The 15,910-nt window shown below is 73.2% G+C and carries 13 protein-coding genes and 2 riboswitches; of the genes, 9 read left to right on the forward strand and 4 right to left on the reverse strand.

What is annotated here, in order from left to right:
• Positions 1-52: 52 nt before the first annotated feature.
• Positions 53-1,390, reverse strand: coding sequence for an aminotransferase class I/II-fold pyridoxal phosphate-dependent enzyme (locus tag ACZ3YL_RS29005; RefSeq protein ID WP_465660364.1), 1,338 nt, complete (start codon positions 1,388-1,390; stop codon positions 53-55).
• Between the two features lie 34 nt (positions 1,391-1,424).
• Between ACZ3YL_RS29005 and ACZ3YL_RS29010 the strand changes: the two genes are divergently transcribed.
• From ACZ3YL_RS29010 to ACZ3YL_RS29035, 6 genes are all read left to right on the forward strand, one after another.
• Positions 1,425-2,141, forward strand: coding sequence for a pyridoxamine 5'-phosphate oxidase family protein (locus ACZ3YL_RS29010; RefSeq protein WP_465660365.1), 717 nt, complete (start codon positions 1,425-1,427; stop codon positions 2,139-2,141).
• Between the two features lie 13 nt (positions 2,142-2,154).
• Positions 2,155-2,814 carry an FMN-binding negative transcriptional regulator gene (locus ACZ3YL_RS29015; protein WP_465660366.1) on the forward strand — a complete coding sequence of 220 codons (660 nt, stop codon included), beginning with the start codon at positions 2,155-2,157 and terminating at the stop codon, positions 2,812-2,814.
• Positions 2,815-3,006: 192 nt separating this feature from the next.
• Positions 3,007-4,341 (forward strand): sugar porter family MFS transporter, encoded by a 1,335-nt coding sequence (locus tag ACZ3YL_RS29020; protein ID WP_262985969.1) that lies wholly within the window; start codon positions 3,007-3,009, stop codon positions 4,339-4,341.
• Between the two features lie 55 nt (positions 4,342-4,396).
• On the forward strand, positions 4,397-5,098 hold the full coding sequence (locus ACZ3YL_RS29025) for a dienelactone hydrolase family protein (protein WP_188302488.1): 702 nt from the start codon (positions 4,397-4,399) through the stop codon (positions 5,096-5,098).
• Positions 5,099-5,161: 63 nt separating this feature from the next.
• Complete coding sequence (locus ACZ3YL_RS29030; protein WP_317620871.1) at positions 5,162-6,439, forward strand: MFS transporter; 1,278 nt, start codon at positions 5,162-5,164, stop codon at positions 6,437-6,439.
• Positions 6,440-6,538: 99 nt separating this feature from the next.
• A complete protein-coding gene (locus ACZ3YL_RS29035; protein ID WP_188302489.1) occupies positions 6,539-7,081 on the forward strand; it encodes an HAD domain-containing protein in 543 nt (180 codons plus the stop codon).
• Here the strand turns inward: ACZ3YL_RS29035 and ACZ3YL_RS29040 are convergent.
• Together ACZ3YL_RS29040 and ACZ3YL_RS29045 are read right to left on the reverse strand one after the other, a co-directional pair.
• Positions 7,059-7,847 (reverse strand): CPBP family intramembrane glutamic endopeptidase, encoded by a 789-nt coding sequence (locus tag ACZ3YL_RS29040; protein ID WP_188302490.1) that lies wholly within the window; start codon positions 7,845-7,847, stop codon positions 7,059-7,061. The genes ACZ3YL_RS29035 and ACZ3YL_RS29040 overlap by 23 nt on opposite strands.
• An 80-nt stretch (positions 7,848-7,927) precedes the next feature.
• Entirely contained in the window at positions 7,928-9,433 is a 1,506-nt protein-coding gene (locus ACZ3YL_RS29045; protein WP_188302491.1) for a glutamate-cysteine ligase family protein, read from the reverse strand.
• 376 nt (positions 9,434-9,809) lie between these two features.
• Between ACZ3YL_RS29045 and ACZ3YL_RS29050 the strand changes: the two genes are divergently transcribed.
• Entirely contained in the window at positions 9,810-10,382 is a 573-nt protein-coding gene (locus tag ACZ3YL_RS29050; protein ID WP_188302492.1) for a hypothetical protein, read from the forward strand.
• 466 nt (positions 10,383-10,848) lie between these two features.
• Positions 10,849-11,040 carry a DUF5999 family protein gene (locus ACZ3YL_RS29055; protein WP_188302493.1) on the forward strand — a complete coding sequence of 64 codons (192 nt, stop codon included), beginning with the start codon at positions 10,849-10,851 and terminating at the stop codon, positions 11,038-11,040.
• A gap of 192 nt (positions 11,041-11,232) precedes the next feature.
• On the opposite strand, the gene gcvP is transcribed toward ACZ3YL_RS29055, so the two are convergent.
• On the reverse strand, positions 11,233-14,133 hold the full coding sequence (gene gcvP, locus ACZ3YL_RS29060; protein WP_188302494.1) for an aminomethyl-transferring glycine dehydrogenase: 2,901 nt from the start codon (positions 14,131-14,133) through the stop codon (positions 11,233-11,235).
• Positions 14,134-14,233: 100 nt separating this feature from the next.
• Positions 14,234-14,365, reverse strand: a riboswitch (glycine riboswitch).
• Between the two features lies 1 nt (position 14,366).
• A riboswitch (glycine riboswitch) is annotated at positions 14,367-14,470 on the reverse strand.
• Between the two features lie 223 nt (positions 14,471-14,693).
• On the opposite strand from gcvP, the gene ACZ3YL_RS29065 reads away from it, so the two are divergent.
• The gene (locus ACZ3YL_RS29065) at positions 14,694-15,770 is read left to right on the forward strand and encodes a PRC and DUF2382 domain-containing protein (protein ID WP_465660367.1); all 1,077 of its coding nucleotides are present in this window, start codon (positions 14,694-14,696) and stop codon (positions 15,768-15,770) included.
• Positions 15,771-15,910 lie beyond the last annotated feature (140 nt).

Consider the following 15,910-nt stretch of genomic DNA (forward strand, 5'->3'; position numbering starts at 1 on the left):
CTGGTTACCGCTAGGTACGTGCAGCAGGTTTCCCGCTTTGTTACCGACGGGTTCAGACCAGCCGGGAGTCGGCCCCGCCCGTTCCCAGCACCGCGGCAAGATCGTCGGCCAGTTCCGTCGCGCCCGCACGGTCGAGGCGGGCGACGGTGAACCGCAGCCCGGGCGGCGACTGGATCCGGAACCGCGCCCCGGGCGCCGCCACCCAGCCGCGCTGCACCAGCGCCGCCAGCACCGAGGTCTCGTCGGGCACCGGCACCCAGACGTTCAGCCCGCTCGCCCCGTGCGCCTCGATGCCGCGCGCCGCCAGTTCCGTCAGCAGCGCCTCCCGGCGCGCCCGGTAGGCGGCGGCCACGCTCGCGGCCGGCGCCGCGTCGGCGCGCCAGAGTTCGGCGACGGTGCGCTGCAGCAGGTGGCTGACCCAGCCCGCGCCGAGCCGCAGCCGCCCGGCGACCCGGCCGACCGTCTCCTCGTCGCCGACCAGCACCGCCACCCGCAGGTCCGGGCCGTAGGCCTTGGCCGCCGAACGCACCACCGCCCAGTGCCGTGACCCGGCGCCGACCAGCGGCCGGTACGGCTGGTCGACCATGCCGTGCCCGTGGTCGTCCTCGATCAGCAGCACCCCGGGGTGCTCGGCCAGCACCGCCCGCAGCGCCGCCGCCCGGGCCTTGCCGATCGCCGCGCCGGTCGGGTTCTGCGCCCGGCTGGTCACCACGACGGCGCGGGCGCCCTCGGCCAGCGCCGCGGCCAGCGAGTCCGGCAGCAGCCCCTCGTCGTCCAGTCGGACCGGCAGGGGCCGCAGCCCCATCGCGGGCAGCAGGTCGAGCAGGCTGCCCCAGCCCGGGTCCTCGACCGCCACCGGGTCGCCGGGGCGCAGCCAGGCCCCGAGGGTGCGTTCGACGGCGTCCAGGGCGCCGGAGGCGACGGCGATCGGGCCGCCGGGCAGCCCGTCCGCCTCGAAGGAGGCGCGGGCGAGTTCGAGCAGGCCGGGGTCGGTGCGCGGGTGCCCGTAGAGCACGGGTTCGGTCCGGGCGGCCTCGGCGGCGGCCGTGAGAGCCGGGGCGAGGTCGGGCAGCAGCGCCGGGTCGGGGTTGCCGCTGGACAGGTCGCGGGCCCGGGCCGGGACGGGGACGCGGATCTGGTCGCGCGGGGTGAGGGCGGGCCTGGGGAGGATCCGGCTGCCCTTGCGGCCGGCCGTCTCGATCACGCCGCGGTCGCGCAGCAGCCGGTAGGCGGCGGCCACGGTGTTGGGGTTGACGCCGAGTTCCGTCGCGAGTTCGCGCAACGGGGGCAGCGCCGTTCCGGGCGCGAGCCGCCCGCTGCTCACGCCCTGTTCGATGTGGGCCGCGATTTCGCTGGCGCGTCGCCCTTTCAGCGGATAGTCTCCTAGCACAAAGATGATTATGCACTAGTACATAGAGGTTGTCATGTCGACCACGCCGGACGCCCACCCGGAAGCCCCCTTCGAAGCCTCCCCGGAAGCCCACCCGGAGGCGCCGGCCGGCTACGCCCGCACCCCCCGCACCACCCCCACTCGCTACAAGGACCGCGCCACCTGGGAGCGGGAGGCGATCCACGCCATCCTCGACGGCACCTACCTCTGCCACCTCGGCTTCGTCGCGGACGGCGCCCCGGTCGTCCTGCCGACGATCTACGCCCGGGTCGGCAGCCGGCTCTACCTCCACGGCTCCACCGGCAGCCGTCCGCTGCGCGCCGCCACCGACGAGCAGGGCCTGCGGGTCTGCGTCACCGTCACCCACGTCGACGCCCTGGTGCTGACCAAGTCCGCCTTCAACCACTCGGTGAACTTCCGCTCGGTGGTCGCCCACGGCACCGCGTACCAGGTCACCGACCCCGAGGAGCTGGACGTCGCGCTGGCCGCCCTGGTCGACCAGGTCGTCCCCGGCCGCTCCGGAGAGATCCGCCCGGCCAACCCCAAGGAGCTCGCCGCCACCGCCGTGATCCGGCTGGAGCTGGACGAGGTCTCGGCCAAGACCCGCGCGGACGACGCCAACGACGACCCGGCCGACGCCGACCTGCCGCACTGGTCCGGCATTGTCCCGGTCAGCACCGTGTTCGGCACCCCCGAGCCGTACGACACGACGATCCCGCTCCCCGCGCACATGCGCGTGTTCCCCCGCTGAGGAGGGCCACCCGATGCTGATCCGCTCCTGGGACCGCGGCGACGAGGAGGAGTGGCGCGCCTGGCTGGCCGAGGGCCGCGACTTCGGCCTGCTCGCCGCCAACGGCCGCGCCGACGAGGGCCCGGTGCTCGTCCCGACGCACTTCCTGCTGGACGCCGACCGCGGCGAGATCCTGCTCCACCTCGCCGCGCCCAACCCGCTGCTGGCCGCCGTCCGGGCCGACCCGAACGTCACCCTGGCGGTCACCGACGACTACGCCTTCGCCCCCGGCCACTGGCGCGGTGAGCCCGGCACACCCACCAGCTACTACGCCTCGGTCCACTTCCACTGCACCGCCGAACTGGTCGAGTCCGCGGCGGGCAAGGCGGAGATCCTCAACCGTCAGCTGGCGCACTTCCAACCGGAGACCCCGGACGTCCGGGTGGTCCCCGGCGAGGGCGAGTTCGCCCGGCTGCTGCCCGGCTTGCGCGGGCTCCGGTTGACGGTCCGCGAGGTACGCGCCAAGTTCAAGTACGACGACAAGAAGCCGGCCGGAGCGCAGCACGCGATCGCCGACCGCCTCGCCGACCGGGCGGACGGCCCTGCCCTGCGCCGCGACCAGAACGCCGCCGCCCGCACCCAGCTGCTGCGACGCCACGAACGGCGCACGGCCACCGCACGCGCCGTCGACTGACCCCAATTCACCCGATCGGCCCTCAGCTCGGGCAGGTCGGCCGCCGCGCTGCTCGAATGTGAGACGAGTCCTGCCCAGCCGTCAGAGCGGGCCCGTCCACCTCGGGGAGCGCACGTGTCCACAGTCCACCACCAACGGGCGTCCGGCGAGGCCCACCTCGGGCACGTGATCTTCATTTCGGCGGCCGCCGCGATGGGCGGCTTCCTGTTCGGCTACGACAGCGCCGTGATCAACGGCGCGGTGACGGGCATCCAGAAGCACTTCGCGGTGGGCCACGGCACCACCGCCTTCGTGGTGGCCATCGCACTGCTGGGCTCGGCCGTCGGCGCGGTGGTCGCCGGCCGGCTGGCCGACCACTTCGGCCGGGTGCGCACGATGCTGCTGGCCGCCGTGCTGTTCGCGGCCAGCGGCATCGGCTCGATGTTCCCCCCGAACATCGAGGCGCTTGCCTCCTGGCGCGTGGTCGGCGGCATCGCGATCGGCATCGCCTCGGTGATCGCTCCCACCTACATCGCCGAGGTCGCCCCGACCGCCTACCGCGGCCGGCTGGCGTCCTTCCAGCAGATGGCGATCGTGCTCGGCATCACCGTCTCCCAGCTCGCCAACTGGGCGCTCAACCAGGCCGCCGGCGGCGAGTCCACCGGCCACCTGGGCGGCATCCAGGCCTGGCAGTGGATGCTCGGCGTCGAGACCATCCCGGCCCTGGTGTACGGCCTGATGGCGCTGGCCATCCCGGAGTCGCCGCGCTACCTGATCGCCGACCACCGCGAGGCGCGGGCCCGCGAGGTGCTGGTCGAGGTCGAGGGCGAGGGCATCGACCTGGACGCCCGGGTCGCCGAGATCCGCGCGGTGCTGGAGTCCACCCACAAGCCCCGGCTCAAGGACCTGCTCGGCGGCCGCTTCGGCCTGCTGCCGATCGTCTGGGTCGGCATCGGCGCCTCGGTGTTCCAGCAGTTCGTCGGCATCAACGTGATCTTCTACTACTCGTCGCTCCTGTGGCAGTCGGTCGGCATCAACGAGTCCAACTCGCTGCTGATCAGCCTCTCCACCTCGATCATCAACGTGATCGGCACGGTGATCGCGATGGTCCTGGTGGACCGCATCGGGCGCAAGCCACTGGCCCTGGCCGGTTCCGTCGGCATGGCCCTCGCCCTGTCCACCGCCGCCTGGGCGTTCTCCTACCGGCACGGCACCGGTGACACCGCCACCCTGGACAACACCCACGCCACCGTCGCGCTGGTCGCCGCGCACGTGTTCGTGCTCTGCTTCGCCTTCTCCTGGGGCGTGGTGGTCTGGGTGCTGCTCGGCGAGATGTTCCCCAACCGGATCCGCGCGCTGGCCCTGTCGGTCGCCGCCTCGGCCCAGTGGCTCGCCAACTGGGCGATCACCGTCAGCTTCCCGGACCTCGCCGACTGGAACCTCTCCGCGACGTACGTCATCTACGCGGCGTTCGCGCTGCTCTCGATCCCGTTCGTGGCCTTCTGCATCAAGGAGACCAAGGGCCGTGCCCTGGAGGAGATGGGCTGACCGTCCGCCCCTCCCGCCCCCGTGCCGCACGCGGCCCGACCCCCGAGAGGAAGCCATGCCTGACCAGGGCGGATCCCGGCAGAACATCACCTTCCCGAGCAACGGCCGCACCGCGCACGGGTACCTGGCCCGTCCGCCGCAGGGGGTCGGGCCGGGCCTGGTGGTGGTACAGGAGTGGTGGGGGCTCACCTCGCACGTCGCGGACATGGCCGACCGCTTCGCCGCCGAGGGGTTCACCGTCCTCGCCCCCGACCTGTTCGGCGGCGCCACCACCCACGACCGCGCCGAGGCGGCCCGGCTCAAGCGCGAACTGCCGGTCGAGCGGGCCGTCGAGGACCTCTCCGGCGCCGTCGACTTCCTGCTCGCGCTGGACGGCGTGGTCGGCGACGCGGTCGGCGTGGTCGGCTTCTGCATGGGCGGCGGGTTCGCCCTGCTGCTGGCCGCCCGGGCCGGCGACCGGGTGGCCGCCGTGGTCCCGTTCTACGGCCTCCCACCGGACCCCGACTTCGACTACCGCGGCCTGACCGCCCACGTCCTCGGCCACTTCGGCGAGCTCGACGGCTCGATCCCGATGACCGCCGTGGACGAGGCCGCGATCCGGATCGGCGAGGCCACCGACGTCCGCCCGGAGATCCACTTCTACCCGGCCGGGCACGCCTTCATGAACGACGAGAACCCGCTCGGCACCCACGACCCCCTCCAGGCCCGGATCGCCTGGCGGCGCACCCTCACCTTCCTCTGGGGCCACCTCGGCTGACGCCACCGCACAGGCCCGAAAACGGGATGGACACCTGTACGAACTCCGGCCATAGTCACCCGGGTGCCGACCCCACTCCCCGGCCGCCGTCCCTCCTGGGCGAGCCGCAACTTCCGCATCCAGACCTCCGCCACCGTGATCAGCGGCCTCGGCAACGCCGGCGCCCCCATCGCCACCGCCTTCGCCGTCCTCGGCAACGGCGGCGGCGCCGCCGAGATCGGCTACGTCACCGCCGCCCGGCTGGTGCCCACCGTGCTGCTGCTGGTGGTCGGCGGCACCCTCGCCGACCGGCTGCCGCGCCACCACATCATGGTCTCCGCCAATCTGTTCAGCGCCGCCTCCCAGGCCGTCCTGGCCGCCCTGGTGCTGGCCGGGAACGTCCAGCTGTGGCAGCTGCTGGTGCTCTCCGCCGGCGGCGGAGCCGGCTACGCGCTCTACTCCCCCGCCGCCGGGGGCATGATCATGCAGGCCGTCCCCCAGGAGCACGCCGCCCGCGCCTTCTCGGTCTTCCGGATGGGCCAGAACGCCGCCCAGATCGGCGGCGCCGCCCTCGGCGGGGCGCTCACCGCCGCCGTCGGCCCCGGCTGGGTGCTCGCCCTGGACGCCCTCTGCTTCCTGATAGCCGCCGCCCTGCGGTTCTTCCTGGAGGCCGAGTCCGCGCCGGCGCCCACGGGCGGGAGTGTGCTGCGCGATCTGCGCGAGGGCTGGCAGGAGTTCGCCTCCCGCCGCTGGCTGTGGGTGATCGTGCTGCAGTTCGCGGTGGTGGTGGCCTGCATCAACACGGTCGAGTCGGTGTACGGGCCGACGGTGGCCGAGCAGCGCCTGGGCGGCGCGGGCGCCTGGGGCCTGGCGATGTCCGCGTACGGCGTCGGCCTGGTGGTCACCGGTCTGCTGATGGCCCGCTGGCGCCCCCGCCGGATCCTGCTGGTCGGCAACTGGGGCGTGTTCCTGTTCGGCGCGCCCGCCCTGGCCCTGGCCACCGCCGCACCGTTGCCGGTGCTGGTCGCCGCGATGTTCCTGTCCGGTGTGGGGGTCACCGTCTTCGGCGTCAACTGGATGGTCGTGCTCCAGCAGGAGATCCCGGAGGAGATGTTCTCCCGGGTCTCCGCGTACGACGAGCTGGGCTCCTATTCGCTGGCACCGGTCGGCACCGCGCTGGCCGGCCCGGCGGCCGCCGCGCTCGGCCTGTCCGGCGCGCTCTGGGCCTGCGCCGCGCTGTGCCTGCTGCTCAGCGCCGCCGTCCTGATCGACCCGCAGGTGCGCCGGCTGTCCCGCCGCGACCCCCGTCGGAGCACCCCGGACGCACCGGTGCCCACGGGCGAGCCCGCACCCGCGCCGTGAGCGCCCTGTGCGCCCCGCGTGCGCCCGTCGAAGAGCAACCACCGGTACGGGTGGTTCGTCCGACCAGGTAGGAAACACCATCCACTTGGGGGCCCACCGGTGCCGAAGCCACTGCTCTTCCTGGACGTCGACGGGGTGCTGAACCCGGTCTGTCCGCATCCGGACGCCGGGTTCGACTCCCACACCCTGCTGGGCTACGCCGTCCTGCTCGCCGCCAAGCACGGCGCCTGGCTGCGCGAGCTGGCCGGGACGTACGAGCTGGTCTGGGCCACCACCTGGGAGGAGCACGCCAACACCCACATCGCCCCGGCGATCGGCCTGGACCCGCTCCCCTTCGTCCGCTTCACCGGTTACGTCCCGCAGCCCGGCGATCCGCGCGTCCCGCTGATGGAGCTGTTCTCCGCCGCCAAGTGGGCGCCGCTGCTGCGCTACGCCGAGGGCCGGCCGTTCGCCTGGGTGGACGACGTCATCCCGTCCCGGCTGGTCCGCCGCTCGGTGTGGCGCCGCGACCGCCTGCTGCTGCCGATCGACCCCGGCCAGGGCCTGGAGCGCCGGCACGTCGACCGGCTGCTCACCCGCCCGCCGCGCACCCGCTCGCTACCGGCCGGCGGACCGGCGGTCAGGGGGTCGGCAGCCAGCTGACGTGCCCGGCGAGCAGCGCGTACCCGACGAAGGCCACCGTGTCGATCAGCGCGTGCGCCGCCACCAGCGGCATCACCCGCCCCCAGCGCCGGTACAGCAGGCAGAACACCGCCCCCATCACCATGTTGCCGACCAGCCCGCCGACCCCCTGGTACAGGTGGTACGAGCCGCGCAACACCGAGCTGGCCACCACCGCGGCCGGCCAGGACCACCCCCGCTGCCCCAGCCGGCGCAGCAGGTAGCCGAGGACGACGACCTCCTCCAGGATCGCGTTCTGCCAGGCCGACAGCACCAGCACCGGCACCCGCCACCACACGTCCGGCAGCCCCGAGGGCGCCACCGTCAGGTTGTACCCGGCGGCCTGCGAGGCCAGGTACAGCGCCAGCCCGGAGCCGCCGATCGCCGCCGCGACGCCCGCGCCCCGGCCGAGGTCGCGCAGCTTCTGCCGCAGGTCGAAGCCCAGCACCCGCAGCGAGGCGCCCTCACGCACCAGCAGGTAGCCGACCAGCACCACCGGCATCAGCCCGCGCCCGATGTAGTACAGCTGCCACACCAGGTCCAGCCAGGGCCGCCCGGGCGCGCGCGAGCCGTTCAGCGTGGCGACCTGCTGCCCGAGCTGGATCGGTTCGGTGAGCGAGCCCGCGAAGCTGATCACCGCGCTGATCCCGCTGGCCCCGAGCGACAGTCCGAGGACGATCAGCAGTTCCACGCCGAGCAGGCGGCGGGTGGGCGACGCGCTCTCCGGCGCGGTCGGGCGGGTCGTCACGGGCGCTCCATCGAACGGATGATCGCTCCGGCGGTCGGCCGACGACCGGAGCGATCATCCTGACACAGCGGGCGGTGCCCCTAACCGACCGGCCAGGTGTGCACCGGCTCGCCCCCGCGCATGTGCTCGGCGTAGCGCCTGGTCATCGCGGCGAGCGCGGCCGGGCGGTCCATCCCGTACTGCTCGCGCAGCCGGTGGAAGGTCGCGCTCTGCCAGGCCGCGCCATTGGTGCGGCGCAGGCAGCGCTGCTCGATGATCCCCAGGTAGCGGTCCCGGTCGGCGGGCTCGACGCCCCACTCGTCCAGGCCCTGGTAGGCCATCGGCAGCAGCTCGTTGAGGACCAGGTCGACCGCCGACACCGTCTGCAGTCCGCCGCCGCGGCCGGCCCGGCCGGGACGCGGCCACTGGAACACCGCGTCGATGCCGTACCGGGCGCCCTGCCGGAAGTTCTCGTCCGCCCGCTCGAACGGCAGCCTGGTCCAGACCGGCCGGGGCTGCTCGGCGAGCACCCGCACCAGCCCGTAGTAGAAGGCGGCGTTGGCCAGGGTGTCGGCCACCGTCGGTCCGGCCGGCAGCGCCCGGTTCTCCACCCGGAGGTGCGCGACCCCGCCGGAGACGTCGTACACCGGCCGGTTCCAGCGGTAGATGGTGCCGTTGTGCAGTCGCATCTCGGCGAGCCGGGGCGCCCCGCCGGAGGCCACCACCTTCAGCGGGTCCTCGTCGTCGCAGATCGGCAGCAGCGCCGGGAAGTAGCGCAGGTTCTCCTCGAACAGGTCGTACGCCGAGTCCACCCAGCGCTCGCCGAACCAGGTGATCGGGCGCACGCCCTGGGCCTTGAGCTCCGCCGAACGGGTGTCACAGGCCTGCTGGAACAGCACCGGACGGGTCTCCCGCCACAGCTCCCGCCCGAACAGGAACGGGGAGTTGGCGCCGAGCGCGAGCTGCGGCCCGCAGATCGCCTGGGCGGCGTTCCACACCGAGGAGAACCGCTCCGGGGTCACCTGGAGGTGCAGTTGGAGGGAGGTCGCGGCGGCCTCGGCGACCATGGTGATCGACTCCAGCTGGAGGTGTTCGACACCCTCGATGTCCAGCGCGATGTCCTCCCCCCGGGCCGCCAGGATCTGGTCGCTGAGCAGGCTGTACCGCTGGTTGTGGCTCATCGCGTCCAGCCCGGTGTGGTCGTTCTCCAGGGTCGGCAGGATGCCCACCATGACGATCCGGGCGCCGGCCTCGGCGGCCTGCCGGTCGGCGTAGCGCAGTCCGGTGTCGATCTCCTCGCGCAGTTCCTCGAAGACGTGCCCGCAGAGCCGGTGCGGCACGATGTTCACCTCGATGTTGAACTGGCCCAGCTCGGTCTGGAAGTCGCTGGAGCCGATCGCGCTCAGCACCTGGGCGTTGCGCATCACCGGCAGGCCCTGCTCGTCGGCCAGGTTGAGCTCGATCTCCAGCCCCATCACCGCCCGCGGCCGGTCGAAGCGGTCCTCGCGCAGCATCCGCCCCAGCGCGTCGAGGCAGGCCTGGAGCTTGAGCCGGTACTGCTGCCGATCCGCGAGATCCGCCCGAGTCGCCACGACCTTCTCGCCCACGGTCCCCTCCTCCTGAGACACCCGGCCGGTCGACCGTGCCAGCATCATGCCCACCTCGAAGATCGATACCCGAATGCGCCGACTGGCTTGCAATGCAAGGGATCTGACGGCTATTCAGGCAATCTGCAGACTTGCCCGGCGCCACCGCCTGTGATAAACAGATCACCCTGTGCATTTGTTCGATGAATTCGCTGAGTTCGCACTGCGCTCCGGCCGGTCCGCCTCCCGCCCCGAGGCCCTCGTCGACGGCGGCGACCGCGCCGGCACCGCGATCCTGCACAACCGGACAAGGCCGGGCCCCGTCACCGTAGACGCACCGCGCCGCGCCGGTATGCCGCACTCGCACGCCGATCTCGCTTGGAGAGGCGGACCCGCCATGACCCTGCAGACCCCCCAGCCCCCACCCAGCGCCCTGCGCGCGGTGCTGGGCGCGCTCGACTCGGAGACCGCGCTGCGCCAGCCCGCCGCCGCCGCGCTGCGTCACCCGTCCGGTCCACTGCTCCCCGCGCACCCGCTCGCGGTGCACGTCCTCGACGGCCCGCACCCGGAACTCCCCCACGCCCGCCGGACGGGCTGGCGCTTCCTGATCAAGGACGGCCCGGAGGTGGCGGCCGCCGCCGAGGTGGTGCAGAGCGCCGAGGGCCACACCTTCTCCCACTTCACCGCCGGCCCGTACCTCTCCTCCACCGTCCGGGCGCTGCGCGAGGCCTGGCAGCTCGCCCAGAGCTCCCGCTCCCGCTGCCAGCCCCGGCTGCTGACCTTCCCGGGCCAGTACGCCACCGCGCTCTGGCTGCACGGCCCCGACGCCGGCCCGGCCACCGACCTGCTGATCCCGCTGGCCCCGGCCCCGCTCGGCGTCACCGCGCACCGTGCCTACCCGGCCGCCGAACTGCTCCCGCTGCTCGCCCGCGCCCCGCTCGCCCGGCCGCTGCTGCTCGGCTCGTCCTGAGCCCGCGTCACCCGCCGCACCTGCCGCCGGGCACCGCGCCCGGCGGCCCTTCGCCGTGCGCTCCGACGCCCCCGGATCTCCCGGGGCCCTCACCGGCGGCCACCGGCGGCCGCTGACGGCCGCTGACGCCCTCACCCGAACGGCTACCACCCGGACGGGCCGCCCGCCATGGCCCCACCGGGCCATCCCCCGCCTGACCCACCGGTGCGCGTTTTCCCCCGGGCCCCACCTGAACGGGTGATCTCTACCCGGGAGTTGTGGCGCATGTCACGAAATCCCTGCGCGCACGACCGCGGATGCCGACACTGGGAAGCAGCGTGGAAGGACCACCTGTCCTACCCACTGGAGCGCCGGTCCACACCTGGTCGGCGCGCGGACAGGATCCGACCACCAGGCGGCTCCGGACGGCTCGACCTCCGGTGACCGCACCACGGGGAGGATCGCAGAGCGAAGCGAGGGTACGCGTATGTGCCAGCACCGTCCTGATTGCCCGACGGCCGAGTCCGAGGACCGCGAAGCGGCCGTACCGGTGGCCTGCCACCCGGAGCAGGGCTGGAGCCTGCTCTGCAACGGCGTCGTCCTGTTCGAGGACACCGGAGAGCTGCTGCCCGACGGCCGGGTGATCGGCCCGCGCCGCCCCGTCGCCCACGCGGCCTGAGCCGAGGCGGCCCGACGACCGTACGGCCGGAACCGTACGGCCCGGGGCCGCCCGACGGGGGCAGCCGCCGACCTGAGAACGAAAGGGCAGGGCCCTGGCAGAAACGTTCTGCCAGGGCCCTGTCGCGTTCCCGCTCGGCTGATCAGCCGCCGAACCGATCAGCCAATCGGCCGATCAGCCGGCGCACTCGTCTCAGACGCCGTACTCGTCCAGCGGCGGGCAGGAGCAGACCAGGTTGCGGTCGCCGTACGCGCCGTCGATCCGGCTCACCGGCGGCCAGTACTTGTCCGCCGGGTTCACACCCGCCGGGAAGACCGCCTCCTGCCGCGAGTAGCCGTGCGCCCAGTCGCCGGCCAGCGTGGCGGCGGTGTGCGGGGCGTTGCGCAGCGGGTTGTCGTCGGCGGCCCACTCACCCGAGCCGACCTTGTCGATCTCGCCGCGGATCTCGATCATCGCGTCGCAGAACCGGTCGATCTCGTGCAGGTCCTCGGACTCGGTCGGCTCGATCATCAGCGTGCCGGCCACCGGGAAGGACATCGTCGGCGCGTGGAAGCCGTAGTCGATCAGGCGCTTGGCGATGTCGTCCACCGTCACGCCCGTGTCCTTGGTCAGCGGACGCAGGTCGATGATGCACTCGTGCGCGACCAGCCCGCCCGGACCGGTGTAGAGCACCGGGAAGTGCGGGGCCAGGCGCTTGGCGATGTAGTTGGCGTTCAGCACCGCGACCTGGGTCGCGCGCTTGAGCCCCTCGCCGCCCATCAGCCGGACGTACGCCCAGGAGATCGGCAGGATCGCCGCCGAGCCCCACGGCGCGGCCGAGATCGGGCCGACGCCGGTGGCCGGGCCGGCCTCCTCCTGCAGCGGGTGGTTCGGCAGGTACGGCGCCAGGTGGGCGCGCACCGCGACCGGGCCGACGCCCGGGCCGCCGCCGCCGTGCGGGATGCAGAAGGTCTTGTGCAGGTTCAGGTGCGAGACGTCCGCGCCGAACTTGCCCGGCTTGGCCAGGCCGACCAGGGCGTTCAGGTTGGCGCCGTCCACGTACACCTGGCCGCCGGCCTCGTGCACCAGGGCGCAGATGTCGGTGATCTGGGTCTCGTACACGCCGTGGGTCGACGGGTAGGTGACCATCAGCACCGACAGGTTGTCGCGGTGCTGCTCGATCTTGGCCTTCAGGTCCTCGACGTCCACGTCGCCGTCGACCAGGGTCTTCACCACGACGACGCGCATGCCGGCCATCACCGCGGAGGCGGCGTTGGTGCCGTGCGCCGAGGACGGGATCAGGCAGACGTCGCGCTGGGTGTCGCCGTTGGCGTGGTGGTAGGCGCGGACGGCCAGCAGGCCGGCCAGCTCACCCTGGGATCCGGCGTTCGGCTGGATCGAGACGGCGTCGTAGCCGGTGACCTCGACCAGCTGGCGCTCCAGCTCGCGGATCAGGGTCAGGAAGCCCGCGGCCTGGTCGACCGGCGCGAAGGGGTGCAGCTGGCCGAACTCGGGCCAGGTCACCGCCTCCATCTCGGTGGTGGCGTTGAGCTTCATGGTGCAGGAGCCCAGCGGGATCATGCCGCGGTCCAGCGCGTAGTCCCGGTCCGACAGGCGGCGCAGGTAGCGCAGCATGGCGGTCTCCGAGCGGTGGCTGTGGAAGACCGGGTGGGTCAGGTACTCGTCCTCGCGCAGCAGTGCGGCGGGCAGCGCGTCGGCGGCCTCGGCGACCTCGACCGCGGGGACGCCGAACGCGGCCCAGACGCCGGCCAGGTGCTCGCGGGTGGTGGTCTCGTCGGCGGAGACCGAGATCCGGTCCTCGCCGTCCTGGAACACGTTGATGCCGTTGGCGCGGGCGGCGGCGGCGATCTCGGCGGCGCGGCCCGGGACGACGGCGGTGACGGTGTCGAAGAACTCGCCGTGCAGCAGCTCGACGCCGCCGGCCCGCAGGCCCTCGGCGAGGGCGGCGGCGTAGCGGTGGGTGCGCCGGGCGATGTCGGCCAGGCCGTCCGGGCCGTGGTAGACGGCGTACATCGAGGCCATCACGGCGAGCAGCACCTGGGCGGTGCAGATGTTGCTGGTGGCCTTCTCGCGGCGGATGTGCTGCTCGCGGGTCTGCAGCGCCAGGCGGTAGGCGCGGTTGCCGTCGGCGTCGACGGAGACGCCGACCAGGCGGCCGGGCAGCGAGCGGGCGTACTCGGCGCGCACCGACAGGTAGCCGGCGTGCGGACCGCCGAAGCCCATCGGCACGCCGAAGCGCTGCGAGGTGCCGCAGGCGATGTCGGCGCCCAGCGAGCCCGGGGACTTGAGCAGGGTCAGCGCCAGCAGGTCGGCGGCGACGGCGACGATCGCGCCCAGCCCGTGCGCCTGCTCGATCACCGGGGTGAGGTCGCGGACCACGCCGGTGGCACCCGGGTACTGCAGCAGCACGCCGAAGACGCCGCGCTCGGCGATCTCGGCCGGGATGCCCTCGGACAGGTCGGCGACGACGACCTCGACACCGGTCGGCACGGCGCGGGTGTTGATCACCGCGATGGTCTGCGGCAGGGTCTCGGCGTCGACCAGGAAGACGCCGCCCTTGACCTTGGTGACGCGGCGGGCCAGCGCCATCGCCTCGGCGGCCGCGGTGCTCTCGTCCAGCAGCGAGGAGCCGGAGGTGGGCAGACCGGTCAGGTCGGAGACCAGGGTCTGGAAGTTGAGCAGCGCCTCCAGGCGGCCCTGCGAGATCTCTGGCTGGTACGGGGTGTAGGCCGTGTACCAGGCCGGGTTCTCCATGACGTTGCGCAGGATCACCGGCGGGGTGAAGGTGCCGTAGTAGCCCAGGCCGATCATCGGCTGGAGCACCTGGTTGCGGCCGGCCAGCTCGCGCAGCTCGGCGAGGACCTGCGCCTCGCTGCGGCCGCCGGGCAGGTCCAGGGCGGTGATGGAACGGATCGCCTCGGGAACGGCGGTGGCGGCGAGCTCGTCCAGCGAGCCGTAGCCGACGGACGCCAGCATCTTCTCCTGCGCGGCGGCGTCGGGGCCGATGTGGCGGTTCTCGAAGGGGCTGGCCAGCTCAAGCTCGGTGAGGGTCGAGGCGCTGGTGGGGCGTCCCGCGTTCGGCTGGGCGTTCATGGTGGTCGAGGCCTCCTGGTCACGGACCGGCGGGGGTACGCACGCCGGCCGACGCCGCTGCGGACAGCGGACCGGCCTGGGCGGACGGACCCGAAAGGCCTCCCCCTCTGTCATCGGGACCTGAGAGCTTCGCCCGCACGTCGCGCTGTGGCGCTCCGTCGGCTTGCACCGTCGGTGAGGGTGGTGATCGCCGGCTCCCGCGCCGACGCTCCTGCCCTGCTTTCCAGAGTGACCTATCCCGCACGGTACGGATGCCTGAGAGATTCCGGGGAGGAGTTGCTCCTTCGGCGCCTCGACCAGCGGTTTTCGCTGTCGGGGACTCTCCCGAGCGGGCTCGGCAGTCGCCGCCCAGGGTACCAGCGGGCGGCCTTCCGATCACGGGTGCGTCGGGTCACTCCGGGTCTACGCGCGTCCCCCGGACGGAGCAGCGCCGACCCGTCCGGCCGCACCCCGGTCGCGTCCGTCCGGTTCATGGCTTTTGGTGTGAAGTGGCGGACGGAACGGGTGCTCCGGCCGCCTTACCTGCGGGAGTTCCGCAAGCGCAGCGCTTGGAGGAAAGAGTGCAGACCGACATCGACCCCCGAGACCTCATCGGCCACAAGGCGGTCGATCGCAACGGAGACAAGATCGGCACAGTCGACGAGGTGTACCTGGACGACGCCACCGGGCAGCCGGAGTGGGCGGCCGTCCGCACCGGCATCTTCGGCCGGGACGCCTTCGTCCCGCTCACCACGAGCGAGTTCTCCGGCGAGGAGCTCCGGGTGCCCTACGACAAGTCGCTGGTGAAGGACTCGCCGGACTTCGGCGTGGGTCAGCACCTGTCGCCCGCCCAGGAGCTCCAGCTCTACCGCTACTACGGCCTCGACACTCCGGTGGACGGCCGTCCGGCCGCCGGGGAGCCCGGCCGGGCCGCCCAGCCCGACCTCGACTTCGGCACCACGTCGGCCGCCGAGGCCGCCAAGGCCGCCAAGCCGCTCGCCTTCCACTCCGCCGAGCCCGGCCCGACCATGACCACCACCGCCACCACGACGACCACCAGCACCGACACCGCCACGGAGGCCCACGTGCGGACCCTCAGCGCCCCCGCACCGATCGTCAACGGCACGGTGGCCGCGTCGGCCGCCACCCCGGTGGTCGAGCCGAAGCGCCAGCCCGTCCCGCCCTCGGTGGACCCGGCCGGCACCGCCGCCGCCTCGGCCCCCAACGGCCCGGTCGAGATCACCTGCCGCGAGGAGCGCCTGGACATCACCACCGAGTGGCACGTCCTGGGCACCGCGAAGCTGCGCAAGTACGTGACCAGCGAGCAGGTCGAGCGCCGCGTCCCGGTGGTCCGCGAGCGGGTCCGGGTGGAGCGGATGCCGGTCGGCGACGCCGAGCGCGCCTCGCTCACCGAGAAGGAGATCGCCGAGGCGGTGGAGGAGGTCACCCTCCGTGAGGAGCGGCCGGTGGTCCGCAAGTACCTCGCCCCGATCGAGCGGGTCCGCCTGGTGGTGGAGCGCTACACCGCGGAGGAGGTCGTCCAGGACGAGCTCCGCCGCGAGCACGTCGAGGTCCACGACGACACCGCCGAGGCCGCCGAGCCGGCCCCCCCGGTCACCGACGGTACCCACCCCGCCGCGCTGCGCCCCCTGGCCTGACCGGCCCGCACCAGCAAGGGCTCCGGACTCCGGTCCGGGGCCCTTTGCCGTGCCCGCCCTCACACCAGCCCGGCACCAACCCCGCCCCCGGCCCGCCGCAGGCAAAATCTTCACCTTTGCCAAACCTTAACCACTCGATA

Source organism: Kitasatospora sp. NPDC023176, assembly GCF_055560495.1.